Raw genomic sequence first — 12,797 nt, forward strand, 5'->3', positions numbered from 1 at the left:
TTCGCGATCACAGCATCACCGCCTTGATCGGCGGCACCTTAATTCTGCTGGCCGCCATAACACGAAAAGCACTTTCCGACGACGCCACGCTCTTGCGGCTCGACCGCGAGCTTCTGGCTGAGCACACCCGTGTCGACCGCCAGCGCGCCGAAGATCGCGAAACCGAAGCCGACCGCGTGGAACGCATCGAGACCGACATCCGCGCCATGCGGGATCTGATGTTCGAAGCCTTCCAGCGCGGCCGCACCGACTGACCAACGCGCACGCATCTAACAGATCCATCCCGACCCGCCCGGAAGGCGATTTTTTCATGCCCAGCGACGGGCGAAAGGAGCCTTCCCATCAATGCCCACACCAGCGATCCCATCCGGCTGATCCAGAATGGTCTGGACCAGCTGGGCCATTCCCCCGGCGCAATCGACGGCCTCTGGGGCCTGCGCACCGCCCGCGCGATGAAAGCGCTGCTGGCCGCAAATGGACGCGCGGCAGCCGTAGCGCCCCCCGGTCCCTTGCCGTGGATCACCGAAGCGAAGTCCGCGATGGGCCGTCATGAAGCGCGCGACCGCTCTTGGCTGATGGACTGGTTGAAGCGTGATGGTCGCACCCTCGGGGATCCATCGAAGAACCCTTGGTGTGGGGATTTTGTGGAGACTTGTATTCGCGTGGCGCTGCCAGACAAGCCCTTGCTGGGGGCGCTGGGCGTCAATCCGTACTGGGCGCGTAACTGGTTGCTGTTCGGGCAGGAGGTAAAGCCAACATCCGGCGCGGTGCTGGTGTTCTCGCGCGGCACTGGTGGGCACGTCGGTTTTGCGATGGGTCAGGACGACACACATTTCTACGTGCTCGGCGGCAACCAATCCGATGCCGTCACCATCGCCCGCATCGCCAAATCCCGCCTCCTTGGCGCGCGCTGGCCTGCCACCGTACCACCCCGCCAGCAACGCCTACGGACGATGAAGCCCGGCGAATTCCTCGCATCCACCAATGAAATCTGAACAGGAGACAACCATGCTGAAACCTGCAATCCTCGCGCTGATCCGCCAAGTTCTGACTTGTCGCTGGCACCGCGCTGGTGGCCAAGGGCTATGTCCAGGCCTCCGATATTGAACCGGTGATCGGTGCGCTGCTGACCATCGGATCGGTGGTTTGGTCGGTCGCGGACAAGCGGGCGAGGTAGGGCCAGCGGCTGCGGAGCGGTCATTCGAGACGTTCATCTTGAGTGACCGCAGTGCGGACAAGGTGAGCTTTCGCTGCACGTGCACCGATGACCGCTCTTGCGTTGTAGAGGTTTATCCTAAAACCAAGATAACTGTTTATCATTGTCCAGTTTAACCTTTTTTTTGCGGTTTGAGGCTGATTTTCGACTTCCCAATTTAAGGAAAACGGCATTCGCCGCAATCCTAAAGTCCTGTCCATTCCGCATGTCTGAGATCCTTTGTTTTGCGGCCTTTGCTGAAGCAGCTTGTTCAATAATTGGTTCAGGATAGTCCTGCCCAAGCGTAAAATCGCAGTTGTCGATGAGCGTCTTTTTCCACTTCCATGGTTCATGAATGAACTCGTCCGGGACGTTCTTCAGCTCAGGCACCCATTTTCGAATGAAACTGCCAGATGGATCATGCTCCATGGATTGCTTGATCGGATTATATACGCGCATCGTGTTTATGCCAGTTACACCAGATTGCATTTGCAGCTGACTATAGTGAATCCCGGGTTCGTAGTCTGTGAACAGCCGTGCCAGATGATCCCCCGTAACGCGCCAATCAAGCCATAATTGATAGCTGGCAAAGCTGACCAACATAGCCCTCATGCGGAAGGTGATCCAACCTTCTGCGGTCAGATTACGCATACAGGCGTCAACGAAGGGGTAACCAGTCTGACCGCGCGCCCACGCTTGGAAATGCAGGTCATTGTGTTCATCTTCGCGCAACCCTTCAAAGGCGGGATGCATGCAGTGGGTCTCTATTTCAGGCTGATCTTCAATTTTTTGGACGAAGTGACAGCGCCAAGCCAAGCGAGAGCCAAAGGCAGTCAGGTTGCGCCCAAAGCTCTTCTTTTCATCAGGCGATAACTGGGAACGGCGTTTGATAATAGATTGTGCAACCTCACGAACGGATAGCGTGCCCCATGCAAGGTGAGCGGACAAGCGCGAGCAGTGGAATTCTGATAAATCGGGTGCTGAGATATGGTAAAGGTATTCGCGAGATCGGTAATTTAAGAAACTGCGCAGGTCAGCCACGGCCTGCTTTCGACCGCCTTTTTGTACTGTGCCAATAGGTATATCGCAAAAAATGGGGCCATTCTTTGCAGGTAAAACATCTGACCTACACGACGGAAATGAAGGCAACATATTTGGTTTTGGCAGTATCTTTTCGGCCATGCGTGCATTTCGGATTTTGGACCAGTCATCACGACTGCGCAGCCGCCGTACAACCCCGTTTGTGGGCGAAGTATGCAGTGCTATACCGTCGTTCAGGCAGAGTTTCTCAACTGCGATATCTCTTTTGTATGTCCATAGGTTGCCTGTTTCTTCGTGTGCATACACGTCACTTACATGGTGTTCTAAATGAAGCTCTTTTATTACTTCACAAGCATCACCGACCTTCACAATAAGGTTTTGGCCCATTTCGGCCAAAGCACTGTCTAAATCACACAGGCAATCGTGAATAAAATGCCAATGACGACGTGATGCGAAGGGCTGCTTCCAATATTCAGGCTCAACAATATAGAGCGGTATAATGGGCGCGTTTGACTGCGACGCTGTCAACAATGGGCCATGATCATTGATCCGCAGATCACGTTTGAACCAAACGATACGGGGAGTCTGCGCCATCAGGTTTAGATTTCTTTCAAAAGAACAAGCAACTATTAGGAAACCCCATTTATAGGTTTCTCTCTGATCATTAAAGTCGCGCGCTCAAGCGCCCCATAGCCTTTGATATGAAAGGACGGATCGGCAGAAATGCGCGATACCCGATCTCAAGCACCGGCAATACTCCGCGGATCTTGGCCACACGGGCGGCCCACTGCCACCCCGGTAGCGTATCCCAGACCTCGACAAATGCCCGTGCTCCAGAGACCAGTGAGCCATCCGATCGACGAACATGGAACCGACGCATCGCTGTATCTGACGTAAGATCAGCGCCAAGTCGGGCATCGTTGCGGGATACATCGACAAAGCCCAGTTTGTCGCCACCCACGCGAGACGCATAATGATCTATTTCAATCGAACACAGCGGACACGACCCGTCAAAGTAGATGGTCGGCCCTTTTTCAAACGCTTTGTCTGCAATACTATTCTCTGGAATGCTTCGGATTGCGATCACATCATTGTCGTTACGCTGCATCGTTGACGACCTGATGACGGCGCAAAATGCGTTGCAATGTTCGACGGTGCATCTGCAAAAGCCGCGCGGTCTCTGAAACGTTTTCGCCCGCCTCGTGAAAGACCTGTTCGATGTGTTCAAACCGTGCATCGTCGGGTGAAATGGGCGCATCTGGTGCCGGTGGCCGTGTGCCTTTTGGTGCCATGAGCGTATCGACAATCTCGTCCGCTGTGGCGGGCTTAGTCATATAGTCGATGGCCCCAAGACGCGTTGCTGCGACGGCAGTCTGAATATTGCCGTACCCCGTCAGAATGATTGCGCGCGCATCAGGACGAAGTTGTTCTAGCGCCTCAACGACGTCCAACCCGCTTCCATCCTGCAACCTAAGGTCAATGACTGCATATTCCGGTGCATTCATGCGGACCGCACACAGACCCTCGGCAACGCTTGACGCAGACGTGATGTTAAACCCTCTTTTTTGCATCGCGGTTCCTAGACGCGACCGAAATGCATCATCATCCTCGACTAGCAGCAGGGTCTTTGTATTGTTTCCCAAATACATAATTTTCTCCTTTGTTATTAATACGCCCGAGACCGCTACATGGACGTTGATAGCGTCAATCTGCCGCTGATGAATGCGCCGGTCGTTCTTTGTTGGCGTTTGACGTGGTACGAAATAGGGACCTTCGGCCCGTTGGATTAGAAACTTCTCGCCATGGCGCGCGGCAAACCGATGTTCTTTTAGACGCGGCCATTTAGATCCCGCGCAAGCAGGCAGTATCCCGTGTGTATGACAGCCAGCAGCAAGTGATATGCGGATCATCAATTATATCGTGTGCGCCAACAGGTCGGCGGTGATTGCGGCTCCACTAGTCCACGCATCCTCGATCAGCGGCCCGACACGCCAATCACCTCCAAGGTACAGCGTGGCTTCGGGCGTTCGCGCAGTTGAACGCCAGCCCAGCCTGTGACACCCATGCGGAGGCACCATTTCGGGGCCTGTCAGGCTAACTGCTATTGTGTGTGATCAATGCCAGCGGATCGTTTGGTTCGCCAAGACGCACAGTTGGCGCACCCCCCGACACGGCAGCCATCAACGTAAGTCCAGGCGACATTTCAACGTCTGCAATTTGCGCAACCAACGGATGCTGTGCGCCTAAATTGCCAGCCACATGCGACGCGGGCACAGTTTTTACGACATGACGCGCGTCCAATTGGCCATCATCGCACTGCGCACACCAGTCCGACCCGTTTGGCACCACCGCGCGAACCAGTGTTCCGAGCTGCGCGACCAATCCGTCTGCAATGCCTTTGGCAATTGCCAACATGCCGGAAGTTCCCACGCTTCAAACCTCTCCTGCATCGTTGATCCACGGGGTGGCATGATTGTCATCACTTAAGCTGCGAAGTACGTTGGAAAATTGTCCCCTTTCGCACGGGCACGCCGCGTGGCGACACCGATCACGTTCAGGCCCGCATCAGCCATGAGACGCGCTCAGGCCAAGCCTGAGATGTCCGCACCATTGATCCTAGAATTCGTCATGCCAGTCCCGTTTCTTCCAAGATACGCGGGATTTTTTTTCTGACTTTGAAAAAGCCCGCCGTGGCGTGCGGCCAGATCGCGTCATCCCATTTACGACGCTGTTCGCATAATGTGATGCCGTGTTGCGCGAGGATAGGTTCTGCGCGCGTCAGCCAATCGCGCAGTGGCCCGCGTGTCACGTAAGGTGTAAAAATTTGTTCAACGCCGCTGGCAACGGCCCAGTTCGCCAAATCCTGCGGGTCATCGGCCCTTAATTGCGTTGGGCTAACGTCAAGGCGCGCGGCGGCGTCGGCCAGTGCAGCGCGTTCAAACGCTTCGACCATCGCGACCACAGCGCGCGGCGACCGTAGGTGAGTACACGACAAAGTCGCCGTGGCGCAGACATAAAGGCCGGACAAATCAAAATCCTCGATCCGGCAATCCTCGTCTGTTATCAACAACGCGGTCGCAACATCCAGCGCGGGCGCGTTCATTTCGCGCAGTGGCAAAACGATTGGCAACCCATCAGGTTCGGTGGCGTCCAACCCCTGCGTGACTTCGGCCAGATCGCGGTCGCGCGGGTTAAAACGCCCGCCGGTAAAGGTGGCAATATTCTTGGCGCGTGCAGGATAGGGTTTGCCGCGCGTGTGCAGCCCCGCCGCCCACCGCCAATTCAACGTGTTCGCCGCCGCGTCACCGTCTAATAAGTGGCGATAGAAAAAATCCGCTCCCAACCGCCACGGTAGACCAAGGGTGAAAATCCAGATCGACGCGAACCACATACGGGCGTGATTGTGCAGATAACCGGTATCGACCAGTTCCTGTGCCCACGTGTCAAAATAGTCCATTCCGGTTTGCCCCGTTTCGGCGAGCTCAAGATCGCGGCGCAGGCGTCGGTCGCGGTTCAATGACACGAGATCTGCATTCAGCCCAAGGGCATAGCTATCCCAAACCTGTGGCCGCCGTTCAAGCCAGCCTTTGAAATATCCCCGCCAAATCACTTCTTCGATGAATACGCGCGCATCGTCGGGCCCATGGGTAGTAAGTGCCGCAGCGACAACTTCAGCCTCGGTCAATAACCGGCGACGAATGTAGGGCGACAGGACAGATACCGCAGAATGCTGGCCCGGACCATGATCGTAATTGCGCCCGATTTCGTACCGCTTCCCCATAGCAGGTATAAAGGCCTGCATTGCGGCGAGCCCCCCACTGCGGGAAATTGTTCCGTCAGACATATTGCAGTCCCTTTAAATTCTAATCAGGAGGGTGACCCTGAACGCAAAGAGTTCAACCCCATGGCTGGCAACGCCTCATGATTTTTTTAGGCGCACTGACGCGATCTACGGGGTCCAAATGCATGACTGTATACCCTGCGATAAGGGTTTGAGGGACTCTGTCAGAGCAAAATCGGTTGAGGCAGGCAGAGCGACGAATTGGTGTCGCGGGATGGCTTTGTTGCACAAATCATCTGATGGCAGATTTGTGCAACAAAGCCAGTTGGACCCACTTGTCCAGCATCCAAAGCCCAACACCCAAATCCGATGAAACCTGCGGCCGCGTTAAGCCGTTACTAATCGCGATGCGCACCGCATCACGCCGAAACTTGTCTGTGTATCCCGTCGCCATTCCATTTCTCATTCATCGCAAACATTGCTTGAAAGAGACAGGAACTAAAACGGCGCAAAACCACGCTTACGTCAAATCCGAACTTGCGCTCTTTTGTAGCACATGACACTTAAAAATTTATCAAAACACCCAAATATTTTATTTTTATGCAATAATTTGACTCTTGAAGCAAAGCCCTGCGACATTAAATCAATCTAGTATACCATTGAATACACCTGAATCCGTCTATTTTAAAGTTCATGTTGTTAACTGGAGAAAACACATGGAAACTTTATCACTGGGTCAGTATGATCTAATTTTTAACGCATTTTCGTTCGGCTTTGCGACGCTCGCGGCTGCAACGCTATTCTTCTGGCTGGGTATCGGCCAGGTCAAGCAAGAGTACAAACTGGCACTTATTGTGACCGGGCTTGTAACGTTTATCGCAGCCTACCATTATTTCCGCATAGGACAAAGCTGGGTTGACGCATACACGCTCGTTGACGGGGTGCACGTGCCAACCGAAAAAGTCTTTAACTCTGCGTATCGATACGTTGATTGGCTTTTGACTGTACCGCTCCTTCTGGTTGAGCTGATCTTGGTAATGAGCCTCAGCAGGTCTGAGACAGTATCGCGTGCGACCAGCCTTGGTCTTGCGGCACTACTGATGGTTGCTTTGGGATATCCAGGCGAAGTCTCTGACTCACTCGGCGTTCGCTGGGTCTTTGGTCAGCTGTCGATGGTTCCATTCTTGTGGATTATCTACCAACTCTACAAAGGCTTGGGTGACGCAATTGAAAGCCAGCCAGAAAGTGCACGTGGTCTCGTACGTCTTGCGCGCAACGTAACTGTTGGCAGCTGGTGTTTCTACCCGGTTGTCTATTTTGCAGGTGCAATTGGACTCGAAGGTGCGACTGCGACAGTAATCGTCGAAGTCGGTTATACCATCGCTGACATCATTGCGAAGGCTGGCTTTGGTGTCATCATCTTCCTGATTGCTTTGCGCAAAAGCGAAGATCCGCAGAACGACAAAACCTTGACCGTTCCCGCAGGCGAAGGCCCAAAGGACAAAAACACCAAGACGGTCCCCGCCGAGTAAAAGACGTCAACGATCGCCTCCGCGTCTGCGGGGGCGATCATCTTTCGTGAACTGATTGGATGTTCTTGATGTTTGATACACACCGCAATCCTACGATCACACTGCGCGATGTTGACGCCCAGATTGACCGACTTCTTTTGCCCAACTCATCCCGGGTTGCAGACGCGGCAAGGTATCATTTTTCAGCTGGCGGCGCGCGGGTGCGTGCACGGTTGGGTCTTGACGCCGCCGCCGCGCTGAACCTGTCACCACAGGCGTCTCTTGCCTGCGCAATCGCGCCCGAACTGTTGCACAACGCCTCTCTGGTGCACGACGATCTTCAAGACGGAGACGCAATGCGCCGCGGCAAGCCGTCCGTGTGGTCACGGTTCGGTAAAGACATTGCAATCTCGACCGGTGACTTGCTGATATCCGCGGCCTATATGGCCATCGCGGCACATCCTTATCCCGCGCTTGCCCTGCGTGCGATGCACGACGCGGTTTTATACACTATTGATGGACAGACGCAGGATTGCCGCTCGACGCAGCCAACACCTGAAGCATACGTAAACATTGCTGCCAACAAGTCTGGCCCGTTGTTGGCGCTGCCGATCCGCCTCGCGTTAATCGCCGCCCAAGCGCCGGGACAGGAGACCGTTGTCCACGCAGGTCGCGCGCTGGCTGTCGCTTACCAGACGCTTGATGACATCATGGACCGCGCTGATGATCTTGCGAAAGGGTCAACAAATATCTGCTTGTCTCTTGAAGCATTGGGCCACTCCCCCGAGTCTGCACAAATCATCGCCACGGCGCGCGCACGCGCAGCACTGATATCTGCACGAAAGGACGCGAACGCCCTTCCCCACGGAGTAGGCCTACCGTTTATAGCACTCGCTGACCGCCTCGAAACTCAATTAAAGGATGTGTCCAATGCCGCGTGATACCAGTTTCCCCATCACACAAACTGCCATTGTTGCAGGCGCTGGATTTGGCGGAATTGCAGCCGCGCTTCGCTTACGTGCAAAAGGCTATGACGTACACCTGATTGATCGGTGTCCACGTCTTGGTGGACGGGGTCAGGTGTTTGAGAAAGATGGATTCCGCCATGATGCGGGACCAACAGTCTTGACGGCACCGCATCTTTTTGAAGAGTTGTTTGAACTGTTTGGAAAAAAAATGCCGGACTACGTCACATTGGTCGTACCCGACCCATGGTACAGATTTCAATATCACGATGGTGATACATTTGATTATGGTCCGACAGAAGCCGCGACCGAGGCCGAAATCGCACGTATTTCACCTGCGGACGTCGCAGGCTACCGCCGCATGGGCGCGTGGTCCAAGAAGATTTATGATGTGGGTTTTACCAAACTGTCTGCTGTTCCGTTCCATTCTATTATTTTTATGACAAAACAAATCCCTGACCTCTTGCGGCTCCGGTCTTTCGAAAGCGTGTGGTCAATGGTGTCGCGTCACCTCAAACACGACAAGCTGCGCCGTGCGTTTTCGATCCAACCATTACTTTTGGGCGGCAATCCGTTTTCGACAACTGCTATCTACGGCATGATCAACCACCTTGAACGTGAGCACGGCGTTTGGTTTGCCATGGGTGGGACCGGTGCACTGGTGAACGCATTTGAGCGCTTGATGGTTGAGGAAGGCATCAAAATCTCACTCGACACTACAATCGCGCAAATCAAGGTCAGTAATGGGCGTGCATCCGGTGTCGTGCTTGAATCGGGTGAGGACCTTGACGCGGATGTGGTCGTATCGAACATGGACCCAGTCCATGTGTACCGCAACATGCTGCCTCAATCCGAGATTACGAACGTCGCAAAGTTGCGGTCTCGCAAGCCACGTTTATCGATGGGCCTGTACGTCATGTACTTCGGCGCCAAAAAGACATGGCCCGATGTTGCCCACCACACGGTGTGGTTCGGTGAACGCTATAAAAGCCTGCTGCGCGATATATTTGACAAAAAGAAACTTGCTGATGACTTTTCGCTTTACGTGCATCGTCCTACGGCGACTGATCCCAGCTTTGCGCCTGATGGTTGCGACAGTTTTTATGTGCTGTGTCCGGTTCCAAACCTTGCCGGTGGGCAGGATTGGGCTGTGGAAGGCCCCAAACTGCGCGACCGGATTATCGCCGCCCTTGATGCGACCATGTTGCCCGGTCTCACCGAAACGATAACAGCAGAATTCGCCATGACACCGCAAGATTTCAGTCACGACTACCTCTCGGTCGACGGCGCTGGATTTTCGCTATCGCCGTTCTTTACGCAATCGGCGTGGTTCAGGTTTCACAACCGAGCAGAAGGCCTGCGGAATCTGTATTTCGTAGGAGCTGGAACGCATCCTGGTGCTGGATTGCCCGGTGTCGTGTCATCCGCCAAGGTTCTAGAAAAGCTCGTTCCAGTCGCGGAAACCGTCACATGACTCCGCAGGCAATCATGACCCATCACGCACGCAGCTTTGCACCCGCAGCACGTTTGCTGCACCGGCGCGATCGGCTGCGGGTCGCGCGGCTGTATGCCGTTTGTCGCACGGTCGACGATATTGCGGATGAGATTGGTGGGCTGGTTGGGCAGGCACAATTGCAGGCGTTGTTGGATGATCTGAACAAGCCTGACCCGCAGGACTCGATTGCTGTCGAGGCGCTAGATCTATTCAAAGGTCAGCAGCTGGGTTTGGCTGCTTTTAGAGAGCTGGTGTGCACGGTGGCGGCAGACACCGACACGACCTGCATCGCCGACAGTGCAGCCTTGGATATCTATTGCATGGGCGTTGCAGGCACAGTTGGCGTTATGATTTGCGCACTCTTTGACGTGGATGAGGCATACCTCGAAAACGCGACCGACCTTGGCCGCGCCATGCAGTTAACCAATATTTGTCGCGATGTGGCCGAGGATGCCCGCAGAGGGCGACGGTATCTACCGTTTACGCTATGCCCGCATTCCCCCGGAGACATCGCAGCAGAAGACCCACAAGCCATCGCGGCAGCCGAAGCAGCCATGGCCTGCTTGCTAAATGAAGCGGATGAATTGTATCGGTCAGGCCGATCAGCATTTGAGGCACTTCCATGGCGACTTCGACTCGCTGTGGCGTCAGCAGCGGCAATGTATGAGGGCATCGGGACGCAACTGCGGGAACGTAAATTTCAACCTCTCGCAGGTCGTGCGTTCGTCCCAATAAAGCGCAAAGTTTATCTGGCAGCGGGTGCAGTGTTGGCTGAACTCTTTCGTAAACGCAAAACCGAAGACGGGTCGGGGCATGCCCATGCCTGATGTCGACGTTGCAATTCTGGGTGGTGGCTGCGCGGGGCTGAGCCTCGCGGTGAGACTGGCAAAAAGCAATTTATCAGTTCGTGTTATCGAACCCCGCTCGGAATATATTGATGATCGCGCGTGGAGCTTCTGGCGCACCCAGTCCGATCCTTTTGAGGATTGCGTGCGTCAAGAATGGACGTCTTGGACGGTGCAGGGTCCGCAGGGTCAAACGCTGCGCTCGTCCTCAAGCATGCGCTATCAGACCGTTAAGTCTGGCGCCTTTTATAACCGTGCACTTGAATTGATTGAACAGGGTAATGACACTTCGATTTCTATGGGTACGCATGCCCACGGCGTTTCTAGGGTGGGCGATTGTTGGCAGGTTGATACGGATGCTGGGTCTCTCACGGCTACGAATGTCGTTGACACCCGTCCACCCAGCCGCGTTCCAAGCTACGGGCAGTTCTTTTTCGGCCGCGAGATCAAAACTGAACGTCCAGTTTTCAATCCAGATGTCGTGCAACTCATGCACTTTCGCCGCGCCCAAAGTGGCGGTGTTGATTTCGTGTATATCCTGCCATTCGCAATTGATCAGGCATTGGTCGAGGTCACGTCGTTCGCGCCACATAACCCCGGACAAGAGGTATTCAACAATTGGCTAGATGAAGAGATCAATGCGCTCAATCCAGGGCAAACTGAGACTCTTCGTACCGAAGCAGGTGCATTACCAATGCAGGCAGGTTTTGCAGACCACAACCTGGACGGCATCATTCGCATGGGGTTGGGTGGCGGCGCAGCCAGACCTTCAACGGGGTATGCTTTTGCACGAAATCAGATACAGGGTGATCAAGTCGCAGCCGCACTTGTCAGTGGACAGGTTCCCGACACGCGGCTGGACAGCGCAATGACCCGTTTCATGGATCGCGTGTTTTTGCAGGTCCTTGCTGTGAAACCTGAACGTGGTCCCGCCCTATTTGAAACCTTGTTTCGCAATGTCTCGCCTGATCGATTGGAACGCTTTCTCTCGGGCTCAACCCGCGCAGTGGATCTACTATCGGTCATGACAGCGTTACCGCCGCTTCCATTTCTATATGCTGCCGCGTTTCCAAAGTGACGGTTCCACAAATATGGCAAACTTGGCTTTTTGCGGGCGCGGCGATTTTAACAATTGTGGTGAGCTTGGTTGGTCAACCAGACTTAATCACGCAGTTGTTTATACTGGCTCCAGCAGTGGCAATTCTTGGCCTGCCACATGGCGCGTTAGACCTGCCCATCGCCCAAGCTTTATGGCCATTAGACGGCTGGCGCGGCAAACTGCGGTTTGTAGGCCTGTACGTTGGTCTTGCCCTGCTTGTGATCGCTGTCTGGATCGTCCTGCCGGGCACTGCCCTTTTTGCGTTTCTGATATATTCGGCTTTCCACTTCTCAGGTGACTGGGACGGTGCAGGCGCTACCTTGCGCTTTAGTGGTGGCGTCGCGACCGTTGGTGCGCCCGCTCTGTTTCAAACTGGAGAAGTCGCAACACTGTTTGGTTATCTGGCTCCAGAACCAGTAGCCGAATTAGCCGCGCTGCTCCTTGCGGTGGTTGCTGGAATATCTCTGGGCATCTTCGTCGCAACGATATCCTTGCGGCCGCAGTTGCGGAACAGCGCTGCCGGTGAACAGGGTATCATCTGGATCGCTGCGGCCTGCCTGACACCATTGGTCTATTTCGTTGTCTATTTTTGTATGCTTCATTCCGTGCGTCATTTTAGTAATGCATTCGCCTCTCTGGACGATCCACATCAAGGACTGCGTGTTGCCGCGCTTTTGTCAGTAATAACGGTTTTTGTGGGACTTATTGGATTTGTAGTCCTTCAAGGATTAAAGCCCGAATTACTGGAACAAAGTCTTTTAAGGGTTATTTTCATAGGGCTCGCAGCACTTACGGTCCCCCATATGATCCTCGTGGACCGCTTCCAGCGCAAATTAAAGCAGCAGTGACTCCCAGCCGCCTCGAC

15 protein-coding genes and 1 pseudogene are annotated in these 12,797 nt (G+C 54.4%); 9 read left to right on the plus strand and 7 right to left on the minus strand.

From position 1 onward, the window contains the following. Nucleotides 1-23 precede the first annotated feature (23 nt). The 3 genes from OAN307_RS22785 (at nt 24) to OAN307_RS31765 (ending at nt 1,177) form a co-directional block, all read left to right on the plus strand. Nucleotides 24-254 (plus strand): hypothetical protein, encoded by a 231-nt coding sequence (locus tag OAN307_RS22785; protein WP_245540932.1) that lies wholly within the window; start codon nt 24-26, stop codon nt 252-254. Nucleotides 255-341: 87 nt separating this feature from the next. Beyond that, the gene (locus tag OAN307_RS22790; RefSeq protein WP_044044296.1) at nt 342-995 is read left to right on the plus strand and encodes a TIGR02594 family protein; all 654 of its coding nucleotides are present in this window, start codon (nt 342-344) and stop codon (nt 993-995) included. 77 nt (nt 996-1,072) lie between these two features. Beyond that, nucleotides 1,073-1,177: a Pam3-gp28 family putative phage holin gene (locus OAN307_RS31765; RefSeq protein WP_456299432.1), complete on the plus strand. Its 105-nt coding sequence runs from the start codon at nt 1,073-1,075 to the stop codon at nt 1,175-1,177. A gap of 117 nt (nt 1,178-1,294) precedes the next feature. Here the strand turns inward: OAN307_RS31765 and OAN307_RS22800 are convergent, their stop codons facing one another. The 7 genes and pseudogenes from OAN307_RS22800 to OAN307_RS29255 form a co-directional block, all read right to left on the minus strand. Continuing rightward, entirely contained in the window at nt 1,295-2,830 is a 1,536-nt protein-coding gene (locus OAN307_RS22800) for an FAD-binding domain-containing protein (RefSeq protein WP_015501777.1), read from the minus strand. A 70-nt stretch (nt 2,831-2,900) separates the two neighbouring features. Next, entirely contained in the window at nt 2,901-3,344 is a 444-nt protein-coding gene (locus OAN307_RS22805; protein ID WP_015501778.1) for a thiol-disulfide oxidoreductase DCC family protein, read from the minus strand. Further along, a complete protein-coding gene (locus OAN307_RS22810) occupies nt 3,334-3,885 on the minus strand; it encodes a response regulator transcription factor (RefSeq protein WP_044045108.1) in 552 nt (183 codons plus the stop codon). Before OAN307_RS22810 ends, OAN307_RS22805 begins: the two co-directional genes overlap by 11 nt. A gap of 264 nt (nt 3,886-4,149) precedes the next feature. Next, nucleotides 4,150-4,314 (minus strand): hypothetical protein, encoded by a 165-nt coding sequence (locus tag OAN307_RS30535; RefSeq protein WP_245540934.1) that lies wholly within the window; start codon nt 4,312-4,314, stop codon nt 4,150-4,152. A 16-nt stretch (nt 4,315-4,330) separates the two neighbouring features. Then, nucleotides 4,331-4,651, minus strand: a complete 321-nt coding sequence (locus OAN307_RS30540; RefSeq protein ID WP_015501780.1) for a hypothetical protein — start codon at nt 4,649-4,651, stop codon at nt 4,331-4,333. Nucleotides 4,652-4,862: 211 nt separating this feature from the next. After that, the gene (locus OAN307_RS22820; RefSeq protein WP_015501781.1) at nt 4,863-6,080 is read right to left on the minus strand and encodes an FAD-binding domain-containing protein; all 1,218 of its coding nucleotides are present in this window, start codon (nt 6,078-6,080) and stop codon (nt 4,863-4,865) included. 265 nt (nt 6,081-6,345) lie between these two features. Then, nucleotides 6,346-6,471, minus strand: a pseudogene (locus tag OAN307_RS29255) (transposase); the annotation flags it as partial. A gap of 262 nt (nt 6,472-6,733) precedes the next feature. On the opposite strand from OAN307_RS29255, the gene OAN307_RS22830 reads away from it, so the two are divergent. From OAN307_RS22830 to OAN307_RS22855, 6 genes are all read left to right on the plus strand, one after another. Continuing rightward, nucleotides 6,734-7,549, plus strand: coding sequence for a bacteriorhodopsin-like (locus tag OAN307_RS22830; RefSeq protein ID WP_015501783.1), 816 nt, complete (start codon nt 6,734-6,736; stop codon nt 7,547-7,549). Between the two features lie 68 nt (nt 7,550-7,617). Further along, nucleotides 7,618-8,469, plus strand: coding sequence for a polyprenyl synthetase family protein (locus tag OAN307_RS22835; protein WP_015501784.1), 852 nt, complete (start codon nt 7,618-7,620; stop codon nt 8,467-8,469). Next, nucleotides 8,459-9,967: a phytoene desaturase family protein gene (crtI, locus tag OAN307_RS22840; protein WP_015501785.1), complete on the plus strand. Its 1,509-nt coding sequence runs from the start codon at nt 8,459-8,461 to the stop codon at nt 9,965-9,967. The genes OAN307_RS22835 and crtI overlap by 11 nt, the downstream gene beginning before the upstream one ends. Beyond that, nucleotides 9,964-10,815 (plus strand): phytoene/squalene synthase family protein, encoded by an 852-nt coding sequence (locus tag OAN307_RS22845; protein WP_015501786.1) that lies wholly within the window; start codon nt 9,964-9,966, stop codon nt 10,813-10,815. The genes crtI and OAN307_RS22845 overlap by 4 nt, the downstream gene beginning before the upstream one ends. After that, the gene (locus OAN307_RS22850) at nt 10,808-11,911 is read left to right on the plus strand and encodes a lycopene cyclase family protein (protein ID WP_015501787.1); all 1,104 of its coding nucleotides are present in this window, start codon (nt 10,808-10,810) and stop codon (nt 11,909-11,911) included. Before OAN307_RS22845 ends, OAN307_RS22850 begins: the two co-directional genes overlap by 8 nt. Beyond that, nucleotides 11,908-12,780 carry a Brp/Blh family beta-carotene 15,15'-dioxygenase gene (locus OAN307_RS22855; RefSeq protein WP_015501788.1) on the plus strand — a complete coding sequence of 291 codons (873 nt, stop codon included), beginning with the start codon at nt 11,908-11,910 and terminating at the stop codon, nt 12,778-12,780. Before OAN307_RS22850 ends, OAN307_RS22855 begins: the two co-directional genes overlap by 4 nt. Nucleotides 12,781-12,797 lie beyond the last annotated feature (17 nt).

The sequence above is a fragment of the Octadecabacter antarcticus 307 genome (assembly GCF_000155675.2).
Lineage (GTDB): Bacteria > Pseudomonadota > Alphaproteobacteria > Rhodobacterales > Rhodobacteraceae > Octadecabacter > Octadecabacter antarcticus.